The following is an 18,953-nucleotide window of genomic DNA, read 5'->3' as shown; positions in this document are numbered from 1 at the left end:
ATATTATCAAATTTAAAATAACGCATCGTCCATTTCAGCTGGGATCTCAAGCCCCATGAGTTTTAAAACGCTAGGCGCGATGTTGTTTAGACCGCCGTTTTTTACTTTTTTTACGCCATCAGCCATCACAAAGCAAAAGACGTCATAGGTCGTGTGGTTTGTCAGTAACTCGCCGCTGCTATCACGCATCTCTTCGCAGTTTCCGTGATCGCTTGTGATGATCATAGCGTAGTTTTTCTCTTTTGCCTTGGCATAAATTTCTCCAAGAGCTGCATCCACCGCTTCAACCGCCTTTATAGCGGCCTCGTAGTTGCCAGTATGTCCCACCATGTCGCCATTTGCAAAATTTACCACGATAAAGTCTTGCTCGTCATCCATGCCCTTTAGCACGGCTTTGCAAACCTCAGCAGCGCTCATCTCTGGCTTTTCGTCGTAGGTTTTTACTTTTGGACTAGGGATGAGCACCCTAGTTTCGTTGCTAGCTAGCTCCTCGACGCCGCCATTAAAGAAAAATGTGACATGTGCGTATTTTTCAGTCTCAGCCGTGTGAAGCTGCCTTAGTCCAGCAGCCGCTATGACCTCGCTTAGAGTGTTTTTTATCTTTTCATTTTTAAAGAGCACTTCAAATTTAAAATTTGCGTCGTATTCGGTCATGGTGATTAGATTTTTGATAGCAAAAGGGCGCTCAAACTCGCTAAATTTCTCTTCACCTAGAGCCTGGCAAATCTCTCTTGCTCTATCATTTCTAAAATTTATCACAATCACGCCGTCATCTTCGCCCATGCCACTAAAGCCATTAAAGCTTGCTGGCTTTACAAACTCATCTGTCACGCCCTCATCGTAGCTTTTTTGTAGATACTCACTTGGCGACAAGCTGCTTAAATTTGCTCCCTTTACCAAGCTATCATAGGCCTCTTTTACGCGCTCCCAGCGTTTATCTCTATCCATTGCGTAAAATCTCCCACAAACGGTCGCTACCTTAAATTTAGCCTCCAGGCTTTTTATGAAATTTAGACCGCTATTTGGGCTAACGTCGCGTCCGTCGGTGATAGCGTGGGCAAAAACTTCGCAGCCACTTTTGCTAGCAAGCTCGCACATACCATCAAAATGCTCCATATGAGAGTGCACGCCGCCGTCGCTATAAAGCCCTATGACGTGGATCTTTTTGCACTTTTTAAAAAGAGCTTTTAACGCTTCATTTTCTGCTACTGAGCCATCATTAAAGCCTCGTGAAATTTTGACCAAATTTTGATATAAAACTCGCCCGCTTCCTATGCACATGTGCCCTACTTCGCTGTTTCCCATCTGCCCTTCAGGTAGTCCCACAGCGTTTCCAGAGGTTTTTATAAGTGAGTTTGGAATTTCTTTAAAAAATTTATCGTAGTTTGGCTTTTTTGCCGCCTCAAATGCGTTAAATTTGCCATTTTTGTTTGAACCAATGCCATCAGTTATTATAAGTATAGTTTTTTGAGCCATTTTTAAATTTTATCCTTAAATTTAGATAATTTTTAAGGCCATTATACTAAAATTGCTTTTTTTTAAAATAAAGGCCCCTATGTTTTACTATATCTATGAAATTTTAAATTTTAATATCTTTCAGTATATCACCGTTCGCGCTGGCATCGCGTTTTTCATAGCATTTATCTTGACAGCTTATCTGATGCCTAAATTTATCGCTTGGGCAAAGGCAAAAAACGCCGCCCAGCCTATCTACGAGCTTGCCCCGCAAACTCACCAAAAAAAGGCAAAAACGCCAACCATGGGCGGGCTTGTCTTTGTATTTACAGCCGTGATCGCCACGATCATCTGCGCTAGGCTTGATAACGCCTTTGTGCTAGCCTCGCTCTTTTGCCTAGTTTGCTTTACTCTGCTTGGCTACAAGGATGACTACAGCAAAATTTTAGGTGCGAAAAACCACGCCGGCCTAAGCCCAAGGGCAAAGCTCTTTTTTCAGTTTCTCATCGCCTTTTTACTCGCAGCGTTTTTATACATCAGCAAAGAGCTAAACACCGAGTTTTACCTGCCGTTTTACAAGCAGCCGATCTTTGATATGAAAATTTTTGCCATTTTCTTTTGGACGCTAGTCATCGTCGCAGCCTCAAATGCGGTAAATTTAACAGACGGACTTGACGGACTTGCCGCCGTGCCATCGATATTTTCGCTTTTAACACTTGGCGTTTTTGCCTACATCTGCGGCCACGCTGTCTTTAGCTCGTACCTACTTTTACCAAAGATCGCAGGCGTTGGCGAGAGCGTAGTCGTAGCCTCTGCGCTAATTGGCTCGCTCATGGGCTTTTTGTGGTTTAACTGCCATCCGGCCGAGGTCTTTATGGGCGATAGCGGCAGCCTAAGCGTTGGCGCATATATCGGCTTTATGGGCGTTGCGACCAAAAACGAAATTTTGCTCATCATCATCGGCCTCATCTTTGTCGTTGAGACGCTAAGCGTCATCTTGCAGGTTGGCAGCTTTAAAATTTTTAAACGCAGAATTTTCTTAATGGCGCCTATACATCACCATTTTGAGATAAAGGGCTGGGCTGAAAATAAGATCATCGTGCGCTTTTGGATCATCGCGCTTTTGGCAAATTTGATCGCACTAACCGCGCTAAAGATCAGGTAGATCATGCGAGCGCAGATAGAGCCTGACTTTGAAGCTGCTAGAAAAAAGTATGATGAAATTTTGGAGCAAATTTTAGCCTACACCGACTATTGCGACGAATTTGGCGATGAAGACGGCAAAGAGTACCGCAAGGTAGAGCAGCGCCTAGCCAAGATAAGCGGCAAGGATATGAGTAAATTTAGCCTGCACGAGTGGTGGGAGGCCGAGGGCGCTGAAAATCTCGCCTTTGACATCGCCTTGCCAGAGCCAAAAATGGTGCCTGATATAACAAAAGATGAGCTTAGCGAGATCGTAGAGCGTATGTTGGCGCCTGTGCCTGAATTTGATGATGATTTTTTAGAGGCATTTTATGTAAGAGTGACATTTGCCTGCAAAGGCGCTTATTTTGCAGAGTTTTTGAAGCTAAATTTTGCCAAAACATTTAGCTTTGAGCTCTTTGAGCGCCGCGAGATAGAGGGCGTGATGCGTGAGCTAAGTGCTAACGAGATAGTAGAAATTTTATGGGGCAAAAGAGGATAAAAGCATGAGAAAATCACTTTTTGGCTATGGTGGCACGACAAAGGCGATCGCTAAAAACTTCGTAAATGACGGACTTTGGGATATCTACGATGATAAATTTAGCAAAATTTCTAAGGACGAGTTTGGCAACGCTCTTTTGCCAGTTGGCGAATTTGACCCAGCAAAAAGCGGCCTAGAGATACCAAGCCCAGGCATCCCGCCTCACCACGAGCTTATAAAAAAAGCTAAAAATTTGATCAGCGAATATGACTATTTTTATGAAATTTACAAGGCGCATTTGCCATTTAACATCTGGATAAGCGGCACAAACGGCAAGACAACGACTACAAAGATGATGCAGCACCTGCTAGAGAGCAAGGGCTCAGTCATGGGCGGAAACGTCGGCATCGCGCTAGCAAATTTAGACCCGCATGCTAAAATTTGGATACTTGAGACTAGCTCATTTACGCTGCACTACACAAAGCACGCAACGCCTGGCATCTACGTGCTTTTGCCGATCACTCCAGATCATCTAAGCTGGCATGGCAACATGAGCGAGTACGAAAAGGCAAAACTTAAGCCGCTTGCTAGCATGAGCGAAACAAGCGTAGCTATCGTGCCTGAAATTTATGCTAAAACGCCTACAAAGGCCAAAGTGATCGCCTATAAAGATGAGAGCGACTTAGCTTGTTTTTGCGGTGTAAATTTGGGCGATATAGCCTTTAAAACGCCGTTTTTACTTGATGCACTGCTGGCACTTGCGGTGGAGAAAATTTTATTTGATCGCTGCGATGTGGGGCTTTTAAACACATTTGTCATCGAGGCAAACAAGCTCGAAGAATTTACTGATAAGATGGGTCGAAACTGGGTAAATGACACAAAAGCGACCAACATAGATGCGAGTATTCAAGCTGTTAAACGCTACAAAGATCACTTCATGCACCTGATCCTCGGCGGCGACGACAAGGGCGTTAGCATGGATGAGCTATTTGAGATTTTAAAGGATCTTAAAGTCAAAATTTACGCCATCGGCTCAAATAGCGACAAGCTTATGAATTTAGCTGCTAAATTTGGCGTCCCTGCCCTAAAATGCGACTTTTTACAAAACGCTGTAAATGAGATAAGTAAAGAGCTACAAAAAGGCGAGATAGCGCTTCTAAGCCCAGCAGCTGCGAGCCTTGATCAGTTTAAGAGCTACGCCGAGCGAGGAGATAAATTTAAAGAGTTTATAAGGGCTCTTTGATTTTAAACTATTTTTTAGATGTTGGCGTTTTGTCTAAATTTTGCTACCAAAATTTAAAGAAAAAGCAAAAATTTTCTCTATAAGAGTTTTTTATTGAATACTTTTTAAGTTTATGCTAATATTTGGCGAAAAAATTAAGGAAGAATTTTATGCCAATTACCCCTAGAAATGATGCAAATTTTAAAGAAAACTTAATAGATATCATCAAACTATCATATAGCGCCGACATCAATAAGCCTTTCATCTCTGGCGACAAGCTACTTATGGGCTATAGCTTTAGTCTAAAAGACGATCTAGACGCGATATGTACTCAAATTTATGGTGCCAACAAAGCAAAAGTGATAGAGGCTATTAGAAAAACAATAACCGACACTACAACTAAAACCGTGGTTTCAAAAATAAATACAGAAAAGCTTTTTAACGATATAAATAATGCTGCAAAGGTCGCTTACGGCACAGAGTTGCCTGAGTTTAAATTTAGCCAAGACGAGCAGTTAAATGCCATATTAGAGTCAAAACTAAAGCCACTAGTGGCTGATATAAAAGAGAAGCTAAGGGGCTCGTCGCTTGCAAATTTAGAGGAGGTCAAACTCACTTCATCTGGGACATCTAATGTCTCAAAAGAGCATGTAGCACTCCTAGCCTTGCTTCACATAAGTAGCAAGAAAAATATCGACCCAGCCTTAGCAAGCTATATCAAGAGCAAAAGCCGCTTTAAAGCGTGGTTTTGGCTAGCTCACGAGAGCTTTAGCGGTGACAATCCACACAACCTTAAACTTTTAAGAAAAAAGATCTCAGCTCAGTTTGGCCTTTACGAGTCAGACGAAAACAACAAAGCTCTAAACGACACGTCTAGCGCAGCTAGCATGGAGCGCGTCAGCTTTGGCGAGTGCATAGATATCTTTACCCACCTAAATATCTCAAAAGCTATGTATGTCACAAAAGACAAAAACGGTAAAGAGCATAAAGAGGATGTCACTCATTTAGAATTTATGCAAAAAGATGAAGAGAGATCAAATAGCACCGATTCAAAGTGCGAGGGGCTATTTAAGCCATTTGCCGATAAGCTAAATTCTCTTTTGAGCTCTGAGACATCAAAGAAATTTGAGACCGAAAATATCTACTGCGTAAATTTAACATCCTCTTCTACATCTAACGCTTCAAGGATAAATAAGCTCTTAAAAAGAAGAGAAGAAGAGCTTTATAAGCAAGAGGATATGCTAATACTCTGCCCTATCAAGACGGCTACTCCTATTAGGATATTTCAGCCTAAAAAGAGCAACTTTACCATAGTGTTAGCTAGCCAAAGCGAATTTGACTGCAGCGAGCTAAACCCAAAAGAGCTAAACCCTAGCAGGCCAAACTATGGCAAGCTAAATTTATGCGAGCTAATACTCACTGACTTTAAATTTGACTCTTATGAGAAAGAGAATAAGGGCGCTTCATCTGATAGAGATATCAAATTTAAAAACGCAAAGACAAAGTCAGATAGTGTGATCCTTTATAAAGAAAACGATGATGGCAAAGATGATAAAAACAAGACAAAGGGTGCTTGCTTTACTAGTATAAGGCAAAGTAGCGATGAGATAGAGTACAAGCTAGAAGATGGTGTGGTAAAGATGAGCCACTTCCCCCTCCCTTCATCTAAAGACGAATATCTAAATTTCAATCTTCTAAATTTCGCTAAGGAGAATAACTTTACCCTTAGAGATGATAAAGACTCAGCTATGTTTGATATGAAGCTTCGTCTAGCTCTTGGTAATAATGCAGAACCTACATCAACATCTAGCTCAAGCCTTGCTCTAACACTAAATAATCTCATCATTGAAAACGAAAAAGGTGAAGCTAGTGATATAGATAAGATATATCTTCACCACTGCGGTGATAAGAGTATATATGAGAGTATATCTTTAGTTAAAAATAAAGACTCAGATATCAAAAACTCATATACAGCTACATTTAATATCCCTATAGATAGAAATGATAAGAAAGATACCAAGCTTATAGTCTATTCAAGTGATCTAAGCAAAATTTATGATACCAAAGGGATACATGCCTACACTGGTACAGCTATCATATCTATAGGATATAAAGATAAAAGTGGTGGTAGCTTTAGCTATACAAACAAAGTATCTTTAAGAGATATAACAGATCATATAGTAAATGTAGTATCTGACAATGAGTATCCATTTAAGACAAATGAAGAGATAAGCCTAAAGGCTATATATAAACAAGAAAAAGGTAGCAAGAGGTATAAAGAGGTACTTTGGGGATATATGGTGATAAAAACCATAGAATATAACGAGCTATCAAAGAAACAACCTAGAGAAGCTGTAGCCTTAAAAGATCAAAAGGGTAAAGAGATAGCATTTAAAATTTCAGATCTTATAAAAAAAGATGATCTAGAGAGGCTAAAGCAAGGTGGTCATACTATAGTATTTTTTGCATATCTTGAAGGAGAGAAGGATAAATTTAAATACAAAAGCGTATATGGTAAAAACCATATAAGGATAGATATAAAGATACCTCTATATATTAAATTTAAAGATGATAAGCTCATCATATATGAGTTTGAGCATGCTATAAAAGAGAAGAGCTTTAAAGCTAGTCTAAATCATGATGATGCCTTAGTAAATAAAAGTGGCTACTTATATATAAATAAAGATATGTCAGCACAGGATATAAATATCTATGAAGATGACAAGCTTACTAAAGAGCTAAAGAGTGAAGATAGTACAAATAAGAGATATCAAATTTACATAGATGAAGCAAATTCCACAAACAATCAAAACCCAAGCAACACAAACCAAACAGATCAAACAAAGATAAACCAAGATACCAAGTATGGTATCAATCTACTAAGCAAAGATAATATGAATAGCTTTATCAACTCTTTTAATGAGTCAAAGAGTATAACAAGAGTAGATAAGGGTATGTGGGTGGATGGGGATGAAGGGGTTGGGGTTGATTTAAAAACAGACAATAAAATTGCTTGGGGTAAAAAAGTTTCTTTAGAATTTAAGGAAAAAGTTATAGAAATATGTATAAATTTAAAAATAAATCCTGATTTTTTAATGTCATGCATGGCTTTTGAGACAGGTGAGACTTTTTCAGCTAGTATAAAAAATCCAGTTGCTAGTGCTATAGGACTTATACAATTTTTAGAAACAACAGCAGCTAGCCTAGGGACAACCACATCAAAACTAGCAAATATGTCTGAAGTTGAACAACTTGAATATGTAGAAAAATATTTTATGCCTTATGCTGGAAAAATTGAAACCATAGAGGACATTTATATGGCAATTATTTATCCAAAAGCTGTTGGTAAGTCGAACGATTACGTATTATTTAGTTCTAGTAGTTCTAGCTATATAGCAAATAAAGGATTAGACAAAAATATGGATGGAAGCATTACAAAAGAGGAAGCTGCGGCAAAAGTTAAGGAAAAATTAGAAAAGGGTCTAAAAAAAGGCTATAAAGGTTAATTCTATGAAAAAATTTTTATTTTTATCACTACTTTTTATCGTATTTTCTAATGCTCAAAACTTAAGTATAGAAACATATAGCAAGGATAACAAATGCTCCATAAGCATAAATGATGAAGAGATTTATAGCAGAGAGTGCGAGTATGAGCTTGAACCAAATTTAATATTTTATACCAAAGTTAATCGCAGCGAAGTGTGGATATTTCAAGACATACAAAACTATGCTGCTTGCAATGGACACGGCCCTTTAAGAATTTTTGAAAAGAAAGACGATGACAAGATAAAATTTCAAGGCGAGATAGATTGGTGCGCGAGTGTGCCATTTTTCGAAGTCACTAATGAAGGCATCTTGATAATAGACAAACCACACAAAAATGCACTAACCAACAACGGCGACCCAAATTTTAAAGGTAGCGGGAAACTATCTGAAGAAAGCAAATATAAATTTGAGAATGGAAAGATCAAAAAGATATAGTTTTACCTTTGTTAAATAGATATAATGCGACTAATAGAATAAACGGTGGTTTTAATGGATTTAGTGATAGGAAAAATAATTTACTCAAAATGCATTCAAAAATAGAATGTTTGAGGGATAGTTTTAATAATCTAGAAGACAATAACTACTCTATCAAAAGCAGCAAAGCATGGAATATTCACGATGCTGTTTATCAATATGCCAATTTAAATAACTCTGAATCAAATGAGTGTCGCTTAAGATACCTTGAACTAACAAAAGATTATTTAAAATTACCAAAAGGAAAAAAGAGAGATACAATCATGAGTAGAAGAGCAAAAATTAATACAATTTTAGGAGTAGATAAATGAAAAAATCACAATTCTTTATAGCATTTTTTGTGCTTATAGTATGCTCTAGCAGCTATGCTAAGGATATAAATATAACTGGAACATATAAATTTAAACCATGCAATATATTAATAAAAATTTCAAAAAAAGATAGTGGTAATAAAACAAAATACCACTACACTATAACAGAAAATAATCAAACCAAGTCAAAAGGATATATGCCCGATATAATAAGCAATAGCGAGGGTGAATTTTATGTACAATTTAAAAATTTTCAAGCAGCATATGAAAATGATACTCTTGTTATACAAAACTATGGAAATTCAATGAATCAATATATGCATTTTAAGGATTGCGATATCAAATTTTTAGAATTTGAAAAAGAACAACAGAAGTGATAGTAACTATGCTTCACTTTGAGTATTTTACAAATGGGACCAACAAAGACGCTCCTTTAACTGTCACAAATGATCCAAATAATAAATTTAAAAGACGTAAAGACCTAGCAGATCCTATAGAGATACTAAAAGAGGGATATAAAAACACGTTTGGAGAGACACTATGAAAACTGCATTTTTTAAAATAGTCTTAATTTTATTTTTAGCATTAGGTGCCTCATTTGCAACAGATGATTATGATGACGACTGGGAAAGAAAGGCAGTACCTAAGAAATTTTTAAATAAAGATTGTAAAAAGCTTGCTAAGAAAATTTGGAATGAAGATATGTATATTTACTATAGAAGCATATTAGATGTATGGAAAGATTATGTTTTAATATTATTTTATCCACCGCAGCCAGAGCTAAAAGATATAGAACGAATGAAAAATATAAGATATATAACCCACGATGCAAATAACTATTCTTATGATTTTGATTTTAAATGGATAAATAAAAATACTCTTTTGGTTCAGTTATTTTCCCCTAAAAGTGAGCGTAATCCTGACGACAGCTGTGAATTGTGGTTATTTGAAGAAAAAGATGACAAAGTAAATGCATATCATTTTATATCTTGGAATTTACCTGACTAATAAATTTATAAAGGATAAAAGATGAAATTTAAAGCCATACTATTAATAAGCCTTATAATGAGTTTAAATTTATATGCGTACGAACCTCCAAAAAATGCCAATAGAGCCGAAATAAACTGCATGTTTATCTCTAAAAAGTTTCAAAGCCAATGGACAAAAGATGACTGGGAGCAATGCAAAATAGATGATAAAGCTACAATGCCCCATAAACCAGTCGTAGTAAAACTAGATGGTGCTTTAGCTGTACTTACGTTTTTAAAAACACAAAACAACAAAACACAAATGGTACTCTTAAACACAGATAAAAACTTAGTAGAACCTGATATTATAGATATCTTAGATGAAATAAAGTCAGTGTTTTTTGCGGATATAAATAAAAAGAAAAATCTTTGTGTCATCAATAGTTACTCTTTAAATGGCACAAAGAGCAATATAACTAATTGCTATGAGTTAAACAAAAAAGAAAATTCGATCATTGTTTCGCCTCTAACAAAAGTCTTGGATTTTCAATGTGACGAAGAGTGCGAAGGATATGATGCGGATGCTGTTAAAAAATTCCTAACAAAAAATCCTGATGGATATACTGTTGAAGGATCATAGAATATGAAAATTTGGTTTTTGTTGTTTGCCACTATGGTAGTCGCAAATTTATATGCTTACGAGCCTTTAGATTCTACAGATAAAAAACTAGAGGCTGAGTTTGAGAAACATAAGGTCAAAGAAGTATATAAAGGTGAGATAAAAATTTCAAATAGCTACAAGAAGGATGAAGAAGGGCTTTATAGGGATGAACTTGGTAAATTTGTAAGCAATCAACAAGATTTTTACGTAAATTTTGCAGGTAAGTATATGATAGTTACACATAGTTGTGGCACTAGTTGTTATTACAGAACGGTTGAAGATTTAAGCAGGGGTGTAACAGTAAAAATAGAAGGTATAGAGAAATTTGATAATACTGAAGCAAATTTTGCTGTTGGGAGTAGCAGTTTAACTGGTTTTGCTGAACTCTACACTAGAGAGGATAGCGATCTGCTAATGGCAAGATACATAAATTTTGAAAGCGAAGATTGCAAACAAGAATATTTTGTACTAAAAACACTTAAAAATGGTAAAAAGGAACTAAAAAGCATATCAAAAAGAGCACCTTGCGATACGCCAATAGAATAATCATGAAAATTAAAACCATATTATTAATAAATTTGTTAGTAAGCTTAAATTTATATGCTTTTGAGCCTTTAAGCCCGGACGAAGCTATGAGAAAATTTGCCTCTCTTTTTTTACAGATAAACGACTATCCACTTGATCCTACAATGGACTATGGCAGCCACACTGTCTCACCAAGCTTTGCCTGCTATGACGCCAAAGGAAAGTATAAATTTAAAAAATACTCTTTAGAAGACTTTATATGCCAGTCAGACTATAACTCTTTTAGAGATAATTATTTTGCTGATCTTTATAATCTAATAATAAAAGAAGCTCCGAATTTAAAAGAAAAAGCTCAAAAAATAGCTAGAGAAAGGATAGCTAAAACCCAAAAAGAGTGCATCAGATACTCCAAAAAAGAGTATGACTATAGCTTTGTAGAGAGCAAGGCTTTATTTGTATCTGAAAGTATAGGTTGTATAAGTGAAAAGTATAGAGACTTTACAGCAAAGCTAGCTTTAATGCTTTACGAGAACGATAAAGAGCTATTTAGTAGAATTTACGGCGAAGATTACGAGAAATTTAAAGAGGTATTTGAAGATACCATCTCTATATCAGACCTAAAATTTGAAGGCATAAGCGCAAAGCAAAAAGAAGAAAATTTAAAGCTTTATGAAAATTTTGAAGAGAAATATAAGGATTACGATATTGAGGGCTTTGAGCATAATCACTACTGGGATGTAAGCTATGTTTTACTAGTCCAATACTCCCTAATAGATAAAAATGGTCACTTAGTTTTACCTGAGAATAGAAAAGAGGAGTAGTGTGCTCGCTTGCAAAGTCAAACTCATACAACCTATAGGCGATTGTCTAAATTTTGTTAAAAATGGATAAGCAACAAAATGATTAAATTTATAGTTTTAATATTTGCTTTAGCAAGTGGCTTAAATGCAAAAGATACTGTCATCAAGTCCAAAAATGGAAACTCTTTGATATTTAAAGAAGTTCATAAAAATGAACATTTTGAGGTAAATTTATACAAGAAACTAATCTTTTCTAGCAAAGAATATAATTCTACGATATATATCAATAACGCCACATACTACTTTGGTCCTAATGGCAGTATCTTGTCTGGTTATGGTAGATATGTAATATTAGATGCTTTAGAGGGAGGCTACATTACTGGTTATTCTGATGATAAAAATGAAAAACCTTTATGGAAAGATAAGACACATTGTTTGGTCATTGATATGCAAAATGGCTGTGTTTTGATAAACGAAACAGATGATGCCTGCATGATGGAGTGGAAAGGAGATGAGCTATATAATAATGCAGAACAACAAAAAGAGAAAATCGAGCTAAAAAGGAACATTAAAGATGACTTGGACCATCTTTTAAAATGTGAAAATATAGGTTTTGTGGATAAAAATGAGTGTAGAAAGCAAAACAAAGGCAAGATAGATAATGCTATCCGCTGCAATCCAATAAACTCTAAAAATATAAAAGAATATGAAAAGTATCTAGGTAGCGATATAAATTTGGATACAAAGAGTATCTTGAATAGATCACGATAGATTTATCTTAAATAGAAATAAGGAAAATTATGAAATTTAAAATAATATTACTGGCAAGCTTTCTAATAAGCCTTAATTTATATGGATTTGAGCCTATGATGCCAGGTAGAGCTTATGAGAAAGCTAGCGACGACTATGGGCAGGTTGATACCATAGTATGGTGCAGTGCAGATTATGGTGTTGACACAATTACTCCTAGCTTTAAATGCTATGATGATAAGGATAAGTATAAATTTAAAGAGTACTCTTTAGAAGATTTTATATGTCAGTCAAGAAGTACTGCCTTTAGAGATAATTATTTTGCTGATCTTTATAATCTAATCGTGAAAGAAGCTCCAAATTTAAAAGAAAAAGCTCAAAAGATAGCTAGAGAGAGGATAACTAAAACTCAAAAAGAGTGTATAAAGAAGTTTTCAAAAGAGTTTAAACAAAATTGCAAACTAACATTTAGTATATCTGGTGCTATTCATTGCTCTAGGTCATATTATAGAAGCTATACGGCAAAGCTTGCACTCATGCTTTATGAGAGCGATAAAGAGCTATTTAAAAGAATTTACGGCGAAGATTACGAGAAATTTAAAGAGGTATTTGAAGATACTTTAAAGTATGTGCCTATACTTTATTCAGAAGTAGAGCTAAATGGTATTAAAAATACAGATGATAAACCATATGCTGAGTTTTTAAGAAAATATGATGACTATACTGGTGATTATGATAATTATAAAATCCATGATCTAATTTATATAGTCTTAGTCCAATACTCACTAATAGACAAAAATGGTCATTTAGTTTTACCAGAGAATAGAAAAGAGGAGTGATGTATAAATTTTTTTCACAAAGGATTTTTAATGAGCCTAAATTTTATCTTGATCATAATTTTCTTTGAAATAGGCATATTCTTACTATTTCTTTTTCTTAAAGCTCTATTTAAAAAGGTCTCTCAAAAATTTGATACTCTAGTTTTTAAGCTAGTTTTATTTGTCACACTTAACGTTTGGATCGGATGTGGTTGCTTTTTATACAATACCTCAAAAGATCTTTTAGATCCTACTTTTTGGGATCCAGATACTGGAGAATTTCTTTTTTTGCCTTTTATATCAGTGCTAATCTTAATAAATTTAGCCTTAGTTGCAACTATTGCTATATTACGCATCGTTTACCAAATAATAATTAAATATAGGTAAAGGCAAGGAAATAGAATGAAATTTAAAATTATATTGTTAGCCCTAATTGCTAGTTTAAATTTAAGCGCTTTTGAGCCTTTAAGCCCTGAAAATGCTATCAATAAATTTAGTAATGATTTTTACCAACTAAATGATTATGATTCAAGTCCTTGGAGAGACTACGGTACAAAGAGCAAGCCAAGCTTTGCCTGCTATGATACAAAGGGCAAATATAAATTTAAAAAATACTCTTTAGAAGACTTTATATGCCAGTCAGACTATAACTCTTTTAGAGATAATTATTTTGCTGATCTTTATAATCTAATTGCAAAAGAAGCTCCAAATTTAAAAGAAAAAGCTCAAAAGACAGCAAGAGAAAGAATAAAAGATAGTAAAAAAGAGTGCATTAGATACTCAAAAAAAGAGTATGACTATAGCTTTGTTGCTAAATCAGCATTTTTTGTATCTGAAAGTATCTACTGCATAAAGAATTTCTATAGAGAGTATACTGCCAAACTTGCTCTACTGCTTTACGAGAACGATAAAGAGCTATTTAAAAGAATTTACGGCAAAGACTACGAGAAATTTAAAGAGGTCTTTGAAGATACCTTAAAATATGTACCGATAGAAAATGGTAGCATGCCAAGAGATGTAAAAAGAGCTGAAATAAACAACGAATTTTTGCAAAAATACAAAATTTACTACTATGATGACAAGTACCCACAGATAGATGACATGTTGTATCTCATGCTCGTGCAGTACTCACTCATTGACAAAAATGGTCATTTAGTTTTACCTTTGTTATAGGATATAATGCGACCAAAAAAGAGCGGATAGATATGGTAAAAAAGATAGTTGTTTTTTATTTTATAGCATTAGGCTTTATGGCGCATAACGCCTACGCAAAAGATATAAATTTAACGGGGATTTACAAGAATGAGCCTTGTAATATTTCAATAGAAATAACGAAAAATACCAATAAGGCAAAGTATTTTTACAAGATAGTGGATAATAATCAGACAAAATCACAAGGCTACATATCAAGCATAAAAAGCAATGGCGAAGGTGGAATTTATATAAAATTTAAAAAGATTGGCGGGATGTATGAAAATGGTAGCATAGTCATACAAAACTACGGAAACTCTATGAACGAGTATAATCATTTTGAAGATTGCGATAGTAAATATTTAAAATTTGACAAATAAAAATAGTGCCCTTATTTTTTGTTCTAAATAAATTTTTGGAGAAATGATATAAAAACAATACTTCTTATTGTAACTATTTGTAGTAGCTTATTTGCCCAAGTTTTTACATATAAAACAGATATTGTAAGTGCAAATTTGAGCATAAAACAGATAGCTAAAGATAAGATCCAATTTAGCCTAATCTATAAGAATAAAGCAAATAACGATACCATAAAAATATCTGGAATAGCCAAGAATAAAAATATTGATCTTGACCCAGAAACAGACGATGACGAATATGGTGAGAAACTAGCCTATTTTGCAAATGAGTATATATATGAGAGTAATGGATGCTACCTGGCGCTACGAATAGATGCTGATGAAAACAAGAGAGCTGTAGTAAATTTCGAAGCGTGTGAGGCTATAAACAAAAAGGAATGGGTGCCAAAAAAAATGCTTATATCAAAAGAGTATTTTAAAGAATTACAGCAGTCAAAATAAATTTAAGTAGAAAGAACTATGGTAGTTTTTAGATTTTTTATTTTAATCAATTCATTCTTTGCATTTATCAAGGCTGATGAGTTCGGGTATTACTATGAAAATAAAAAATTTTTAATAGCTATTCCAATGTTCGAATGTGGGGGTGACATACATTGTACAAATGGTGGTTATTTTAGGGTAAATAAAAGAAATAGCAAAAGTTTAGAAATTTTATCAAAACCAACACCAATAAAAAATAGTGTAAATGAGCGCTTGATGGGATACAAATTTAAAAATTCAAACTACATGTATGAAATTTATGGCGACATAATGTCTGATGGAAAAATGTATTTAAACGTTTTTAAGCAAGGAAAAACTATTTTTAAAAGCGATGATTTACAACAGATAGAACAAGAAAAATTCCTATCCAAACTTAAAGAGATAGATAGTGGGCTACCTGCGAGCTTTGATAAATTTTACAAAAAGTTACAAAATAAATACAAAAATGAAAACTATCAATAAAATAATTCTTTTTTATCTAGTGCTATTTATGTCGTCCACTCTTTTTGCAGAGCAAGCCGCCAAGCAGTGCTTTAGTGGGTATTTAGATAGCAAGACTCATTTTATCAACTACGACAAATTTGATAAATTTGATTTTTCTGGCATTATAGCTGACACTCGTACAAAATTTTTGGGCTATATCGGCGCTGATTATCACAGGCTATATATAAATTTTAGTAGCGTCAAAAAGGCCTCAAAGACAAGATATATCGTATCTGGTGAGTACAAAATAACCGCAGAAGCTCGCCCATTTAACGGCGAAATTCAAATAACCAAGATAAAAAAATATGCAAATTTAAACTACGGCGTTGATGACTTTATGAAAGACAAGATAAATGCCCAAGGCATAGCCTTAGCGAGCTATTTTTTAAAAGGTGATGGAGGGTTTCAAGCCAAAGGTCAAATGCTCATAAAATGGTACATTGATAGCGATCAAAGGCTAGCGTATGACGATATATCAGAAGATGAGGATATGTACGCAAATGATCTATTTTGCGGAAAGTGCAAGGTGGACAAGGCACAAACAAAACCATGCGCGTGGGGGCATTACAGGATACCAAATAGTGGCGATCTTGATGTGGGAGCTGGGGAATTTAGCCCTAGTCCAAAATATCTTAATAACGGCTGGAGCGACTATAACAAGGATGAATAAAAAGACAACAAAGCGCTTTTTAATACTATCTCTAATTTTAGGCTTTTTAAATTTAACAGCTAGCGAAAATTTACCTCGCATAACGAGTGTAGATGATATCAAGATTGGTAAAAAACTAGCTTTACATAACGTCAAATACTTCTTAGACAGCGAAAAGGCGAGCTTTGTAAATTTAGACAAAACGCAGATCATGACGCTTGATTTTTGCTGTGGAGGTAACGGCGAAATTCAAAGGATAAACGTCAAATTTTATGATAAAAATTTGACTAAAGATTATATAAATTTCAGCAAGCTTAAGGAATTTACTACAAATTTTGGCATCAAACTTGGCGACAAACAAGAGCAAATTTTAAATAAGCTAGGCAAGCCAAACGACCTAGAAGAGCAAAAAGGCGCAACCACTGCAACCTATATCACCAAGCAAAACGAGAGCCGCCTCTTGCAAGAATTTGACATGCCGCTCTACTATGAGAAATTTATCTTTTATGGTGGTGTTTTAAAAGAATACGAATTTGGCTTTGAGTATCCGTGATATAAAATATAAATAAGTTTAAGAAATATGCCTATTTTGCATATCAAATTTTAATTACAATGACGTTTATTTCGTATTAAAATGCGTTTAAGCTTTTTGCTTTATTTAAGCAAGTTTTTACTACAATCCAAATTAAATTTAGCTTTTTGGGCTATCATTTGTGAAAACTTCAAGGAGCAAGATGGAACCGATTTATAAAACGCAGATCATCAAATATAAAGGCGAGCAAAAAGCGCAGGTTGATGATATTTTGGTGCGTGAGATCAAGCTTGAAATTTACATAAATGACAAAAAATTTGGTGCCGTTATGGCAACGCCAACTGATCAAAAGGCGCTTGCTGTGGGCTATTTGATCAGTGAAAACGTCATCACAAAGCCAGAGGATATAACAGAAGTTAGGCTCTCAAGCGACGAGCTAAGCGTCTATGTAAGTGCCAAAGTGAACGAAAAACGCCTAGAGCAGTTTGACGAAGAAAAGGTCATAATAAGTGGCTGCGGCAGAAGCTCAACGGCAAATATCGACCCACAGGCGATGGCGGCAAGAGCCGTAAAAAGCGGGGCTAAATTTAACAAAGATATGATCCTTGCTCAAATGAAGGAGTTTTACACGCAGTGCGAGCTCTATGAGATGACTGGCTGCGTGCATACGGCAAAGCTTTTTGTGAGCGAAGATAAATTTTACATAGGCGAGGATATCGCTCAGCACAACACGATCGACAAAGCCGTTGGCAAGGCTGTTTTGGATGGAGCTAACTTAGCGAGTTCATTTCTAATGGTGAGTGGCAGACTTAGCTCAGAGATGGTCGCAAAGGCTGTTATGCACGGAGTGCCAGCGCTTATCTCAAGGACAGCGCCAACTAGCCTTGGCGTGGTGATCGCTCGTAAATTTGAGCTGACGCTTTGTGGCTTTGCAAGGGGCGAAAATATCAACGTTTATAGCGGTGAAGAGAGAATTTATGAGTAAAAATTTAGAAGAGCTGATAAAACAAACGCTAAATAAAAGCGGCAAACTTGACTGTGGTACGGCTTTTAAGATCGCAAACAAGCTTGGCATAGAAGTCGGCGAGGTAAGCGACGAGGCAACCAGACTTGGCATCAAGATAGACAACTGCGAGCTTGGGCAGTTTGGCGCCCTAGATAAAGACCGCGGTAAATTTACATTGTCACTAAAACTAAAAGAAGTGAGCGACGAAAAGGGCAGAGTTTTTTGCAAAGATGCAAGAGAGATGGCGGCGGCTAACGGCGGGCTAAAGACCATGCGCTCGACGCTTAGAGACTACGGCTTTGACGTGAAGTACTGTCAGCTAGGCTGTTTTAAGGAAAAGAAAGGCAAAAAGATGAGAGTAAAGACGAAGACTTGGATAGAAAACGACGAGGGCGAGCTTATATTTGGCAAGGGCAAAACCGAAGTTTTAGACGTTATAGCCGAGGTTGGCTCGATATCAAAGGCAGCTGAAATTTTAGGTATGAACTATAAAAAATGCTGGTCGCATCTACAAATTTTGCAAAAAAATTTAAAAGAAGATCTCTTTACGACCAAGCAAGGTGGCGGAGATAATGCTGGCACCACGCTAAATGATAGAGCTCATGAGCTCATAAACGCCTATAAGCAGCTTCAAAACGACATCGAAGACTATGCAAATAAGCGCTTTAAAGAGTTATTTTTAAAACAAGATGAGAAGAAAAACGATAAAAAATAAACCAAATTTTTACAAGGAGAAAAACATGTATGTAAAACTAAATGACAGGACTTATCTAAACAAAGATAAGATCACTAGAATCAAGATCGATAGCGTTCAAGATGGCATTCGTATCCGTTTTTATGAGGGTGCAAACCAAGTTGCTAAGAGCCAAAGATTTGAGAGTGAAGCAAAAGCTAACGAGTGGTTAGAGAAAAACTTCTTAAACAAATAAACAGACGCGAGTGGGCGCCCTGCCCGCTTGTAACCTCACTTTATACAAAATTTCATTATAATCGCGCTTTT

The 18,953-nt window shown here is 35.6% G+C and carries 25 protein-coding genes; 24 read left to right on the top strand and 1 reads right to left on the bottom strand.

What is annotated here, in order from left to right:
• Window positions 1-12: 12 nt before the first annotated feature.
• Window positions 13-1,476, bottom strand: a complete 1,464-nt coding sequence (gpmI, locus tag CVT07_RS01970; protein ID WP_107936836.1) for a 2,3-bisphosphoglycerate-independent phosphoglycerate mutase — start codon at window positions 1,474-1,476, stop codon at window positions 13-15.
• Between the two features lie 79 nt (window positions 1,477-1,555).
• On the opposite strand from gpmI, the gene mraY reads away from it, so the two are divergent.
• From mraY to CVT07_RS01850, 24 genes are all read left to right on the top strand, one after another.
• Window positions 1,556-2,620: a phospho-N-acetylmuramoyl-pentapeptide-transferase gene (gene mraY, locus CVT07_RS01965; RefSeq protein ID WP_107936835.1), complete on the top strand. Its 1,065-nt coding sequence runs from the start codon at window positions 1,556-1,558 to the stop codon at window positions 2,618-2,620.
• Between the two features lie 3 nt (window positions 2,621-2,623).
• Window positions 2,624-3,139 (top strand): hypothetical protein, encoded by a 516-nt coding sequence (locus CVT07_RS01960; protein ID WP_107936833.1) that lies wholly within the window; start codon window positions 2,624-2,626, stop codon window positions 3,137-3,139.
• A 4-nt stretch (window positions 3,140-3,143) separates the two neighbouring features.
• Window positions 3,144-4,361, top strand: coding sequence for a UDP-N-acetylmuramoyl-L-alanine--D-glutamate ligase (gene murD, locus CVT07_RS01955; protein WP_107936831.1), 1,218 nt, complete (start codon window positions 3,144-3,146; stop codon window positions 4,359-4,361).
• Window positions 4,362-4,510: 149 nt separating this feature from the next.
• Window positions 4,511-7,846 carry a hypothetical protein gene (locus tag CVT07_RS10090; RefSeq protein ID WP_230855727.1) on the top strand — a complete coding sequence of 1,112 codons (3,336 nt, stop codon included), beginning with the start codon at window positions 4,511-4,513 and terminating at the stop codon, window positions 7,844-7,846.
• Window positions 7,847-7,850: 4 nt separating this feature from the next.
• A complete protein-coding gene (locus CVT07_RS01945) occupies window positions 7,851-8,321 on the top strand; it encodes a hypothetical protein (protein WP_107936829.1) in 471 nt (156 codons plus the stop codon).
• 8 nt (window positions 8,322-8,329) lie between these two features.
• On the top strand, window positions 8,330-8,671 hold the full coding sequence (locus tag CVT07_RS01940) for a hypothetical protein (protein WP_107936827.1): 342 nt from the start codon (window positions 8,330-8,332) through the stop codon (window positions 8,669-8,671).
• Window positions 8,668-9,048: a hypothetical protein gene (locus CVT07_RS01935; protein WP_107936825.1), complete on the top strand. Its 381-nt coding sequence runs from the start codon at window positions 8,668-8,670 to the stop codon at window positions 9,046-9,048. Before CVT07_RS01940 ends, CVT07_RS01935 begins: the two co-directional genes overlap by 4 nt.
• Window positions 9,045-9,215, top strand: a complete 171-nt coding sequence (locus tag CVT07_RS01930; protein WP_196375749.1) for a hypothetical protein — start codon at window positions 9,045-9,047, stop codon at window positions 9,213-9,215. Before CVT07_RS01935 ends, CVT07_RS01930 begins: the two co-directional genes overlap by 4 nt.
• Window positions 9,212-9,679: a hypothetical protein gene (locus CVT07_RS01925; protein WP_107936823.1), complete on the top strand. Its 468-nt coding sequence runs from the start codon at window positions 9,212-9,214 to the stop codon at window positions 9,677-9,679. Before CVT07_RS01930 ends, CVT07_RS01925 begins: the two co-directional genes overlap by 4 nt.
• Before the next feature lie 21 nt (window positions 9,680-9,700).
• Entirely contained in the window at window positions 9,701-10,279 is a 579-nt protein-coding gene (locus tag CVT07_RS01920) for a hypothetical protein (protein WP_107936821.1), read from the top strand.
• 3 nt (window positions 10,280-10,282) lie between these two features.
• Window positions 10,283-10,846, top strand: a complete 564-nt coding sequence (locus tag CVT07_RS01915; protein ID WP_107936819.1) for a hypothetical protein — start codon at window positions 10,283-10,285, stop codon at window positions 10,844-10,846.
• An 86-nt stretch (window positions 10,847-10,932) separates the two neighbouring features.
• Window positions 10,933-11,646: a hypothetical protein gene (locus CVT07_RS01910; protein ID WP_230855726.1), complete on the top strand. Its 714-nt coding sequence runs from the start codon at window positions 10,933-10,935 to the stop codon at window positions 11,644-11,646.
• Window positions 11,647-11,724: 78 nt separating this feature from the next.
• Entirely contained in the window at window positions 11,725-12,396 is a 672-nt protein-coding gene (locus CVT07_RS01905) for a hypothetical protein (protein WP_107936815.1), read from the top strand.
• 29 nt (window positions 12,397-12,425) lie between these two features.
• A complete protein-coding gene (locus CVT07_RS01900) occupies window positions 12,426-13,214 on the top strand; it encodes a hypothetical protein (RefSeq protein WP_196375748.1) in 789 nt (262 codons plus the stop codon).
• A gap of 30 nt (window positions 13,215-13,244) precedes the next feature.
• Window positions 13,245-13,580, top strand: a complete 336-nt coding sequence (locus CVT07_RS01895) for a hypothetical protein (RefSeq protein ID WP_107935703.1) — start codon at window positions 13,245-13,247, stop codon at window positions 13,578-13,580.
• Between the two features lie 15 nt (window positions 13,581-13,595).
• Entirely contained in the window at window positions 13,596-14,366 is a 771-nt protein-coding gene (locus CVT07_RS01890; RefSeq protein ID WP_107935701.1) for a hypothetical protein, read from the top strand.
• 32 nt (window positions 14,367-14,398) lie between these two features.
• A complete protein-coding gene (locus tag CVT07_RS01885; protein ID WP_107935699.1) occupies window positions 14,399-14,764 on the top strand; it encodes a hypothetical protein in 366 nt (121 codons plus the stop codon).
• A gap of 135 nt (window positions 14,765-14,899) precedes the next feature.
• Window positions 14,900-15,244 carry a hypothetical protein gene (locus CVT07_RS01880; protein WP_107935697.1) on the top strand — a complete coding sequence of 115 codons (345 nt, stop codon included), beginning with the start codon at window positions 14,900-14,902 and terminating at the stop codon, window positions 15,242-15,244.
• A gap of 18 nt (window positions 15,245-15,262) precedes the next feature.
• Window positions 15,263-15,745 (top strand): hypothetical protein, encoded by a 483-nt coding sequence (locus tag CVT07_RS01875; protein WP_107935695.1) that lies wholly within the window; start codon window positions 15,263-15,265, stop codon window positions 15,743-15,745.
• Between the two features lie 28 nt (window positions 15,746-15,773).
• Entirely contained in the window at window positions 15,774-16,436 is a 663-nt protein-coding gene (locus CVT07_RS01870) for a hypothetical protein (protein ID WP_159071292.1), read from the top strand.
• Complete coding sequence (locus tag CVT07_RS10085; RefSeq protein WP_230855725.1) at window positions 16,429-16,968, top strand: hypothetical protein; 540 nt, start codon at window positions 16,429-16,431, stop codon at window positions 16,966-16,968. Before CVT07_RS01870 ends, CVT07_RS10085 begins: the two co-directional genes overlap by 8 nt.
• Before the next feature lie 181 nt (window positions 16,969-17,149).
• The gene (gene fdhD, locus CVT07_RS01860) at window positions 17,150-17,932 is read left to right on the top strand and encodes a formate dehydrogenase accessory sulfurtransferase FdhD (protein ID WP_107935691.1); all 783 of its coding nucleotides are present in this window, start codon (window positions 17,150-17,152) and stop codon (window positions 17,930-17,932) included.
• Window positions 17,925-18,668 (top strand): winged helix-turn-helix domain-containing protein, encoded by a 744-nt coding sequence (locus CVT07_RS01855; protein ID WP_103590097.1) that lies wholly within the window; start codon window positions 17,925-17,927, stop codon window positions 18,666-18,668. The genes fdhD and CVT07_RS01855 overlap by 8 nt, the downstream gene beginning before the upstream one ends.
• 25 nt (window positions 18,669-18,693) lie before the next feature.
• Complete coding sequence (locus CVT07_RS01850) at window positions 18,694-18,882, top strand: hypothetical protein (RefSeq protein WP_002941192.1); 189 nt, start codon at window positions 18,694-18,696, stop codon at window positions 18,880-18,882.
• Window positions 18,883-18,953: the final 71 nt, after the last annotated feature.

The organism is Campylobacter concisus (genome assembly GCF_003048875.2).
Classification (GTDB): domain Bacteria; phylum Campylobacterota; class Campylobacteria; order Campylobacterales; family Campylobacteraceae; genus Campylobacter_A; species Campylobacter_A concisus_AU.
Note: the sequence above shows the minus strand (reverse complement) of the source record. Positions and strands in the feature narration are given on the sequence as shown.

Excerpts from the sequence above, each read along its gene's own strand:
- gpmI (WP_107936836.1), bottom strand. The coding sequence starts at position 1,476 with ATGGCTCAAAAAACTATACTTATAATAACTGATGGCATTGGTTCAAAC.
- mraY (WP_107936835.1), top strand. The coding sequence starts at position 1,556 with ATGTTTTACTATATCTATGAAATTTTAAATTTTAATATCTTTCAGTAT.
- CVT07_RS01960 (WP_107936833.1), top strand. The coding sequence starts at position 2,624 with ATGCGAGCGCAGATAGAGCCTGACTTTGAAGCTGCTAGAAAAAAGTAT.
- murD (WP_107936831.1), top strand. The coding sequence starts at position 3,144 with ATGAGAAAATCACTTTTTGGCTATGGTGGCACGACAAAGGCGATCGCT.
- CVT07_RS10090 (WP_230855727.1), top strand. The coding sequence starts at position 4,511 with ATGCCAATTACCCCTAGAAATGATGCAAATTTTAAAGAAAACTTAATA.
- CVT07_RS01945 (WP_107936829.1), top strand. The coding sequence starts at position 7,851 with ATGAAAAAATTTTTATTTTTATCACTACTTTTTATCGTATTTTCTAAT.
- CVT07_RS01935 (WP_107936825.1), top strand. The coding sequence starts at position 8,668 with ATGAAAAAATCACAATTCTTTATAGCATTTTTTGTGCTTATAGTATGC.
- CVT07_RS01925 (WP_107936823.1), top strand. The coding sequence starts at position 9,212 with ATGAAAACTGCATTTTTTAAAATAGTCTTAATTTTATTTTTAGCATTA.
- CVT07_RS01920 (WP_107936821.1), top strand. The coding sequence starts at position 9,701 with ATGAAATTTAAAGCCATACTATTAATAAGCCTTATAATGAGTTTAAAT.
- CVT07_RS01915 (WP_107936819.1), top strand. The coding sequence starts at position 10,283 with ATGAAAATTTGGTTTTTGTTGTTTGCCACTATGGTAGTCGCAAATTTA.
- CVT07_RS01910 (WP_230855726.1), top strand. The coding sequence starts at position 10,933 with ATGAGAAAATTTGCCTCTCTTTTTTTACAGATAAACGACTATCCACTT.
- CVT07_RS01905 (WP_107936815.1), top strand. The coding sequence starts at position 11,725 with ATGATTAAATTTATAGTTTTAATATTTGCTTTAGCAAGTGGCTTAAAT.
- CVT07_RS01900 (WP_196375748.1), top strand. The coding sequence starts at position 12,426 with ATGAAATTTAAAATAATATTACTGGCAAGCTTTCTAATAAGCCTTAAT.
- CVT07_RS01895 (WP_107935703.1), top strand. The coding sequence starts at position 13,245 with ATGAGCCTAAATTTTATCTTGATCATAATTTTCTTTGAAATAGGCATA.
- CVT07_RS01890 (WP_107935701.1), top strand. The coding sequence starts at position 13,596 with ATGAAATTTAAAATTATATTGTTAGCCCTAATTGCTAGTTTAAATTTA.
- CVT07_RS01885 (WP_107935699.1), top strand. The coding sequence starts at position 14,399 with ATGGTAAAAAAGATAGTTGTTTTTTATTTTATAGCATTAGGCTTTATG.
- CVT07_RS01875 (WP_107935695.1), top strand. The coding sequence starts at position 15,263 with ATGGTAGTTTTTAGATTTTTTATTTTAATCAATTCATTCTTTGCATTT.
- CVT07_RS01870 (WP_159071292.1), top strand. The coding sequence starts at position 15,774 with ATGTCGTCCACTCTTTTTGCAGAGCAAGCCGCCAAGCAGTGCTTTAGT.
- CVT07_RS10085 (WP_230855725.1), top strand. The coding sequence starts at position 16,429 with ATGAATAAAAAGACAACAAAGCGCTTTTTAATACTATCTCTAATTTTA.
- fdhD (WP_107935691.1), top strand. The coding sequence starts at position 17,150 with ATGGAACCGATTTATAAAACGCAGATCATCAAATATAAAGGCGAGCAA.
- CVT07_RS01855 (WP_103590097.1), top strand. The coding sequence starts at position 17,925 with ATGAGTAAAAATTTAGAAGAGCTGATAAAACAAACGCTAAATAAAAGC.
- CVT07_RS01850 (WP_002941192.1), top strand. The coding sequence starts at position 18,694 with ATGTATGTAAAACTAAATGACAGGACTTATCTAAACAAAGATAAGATC.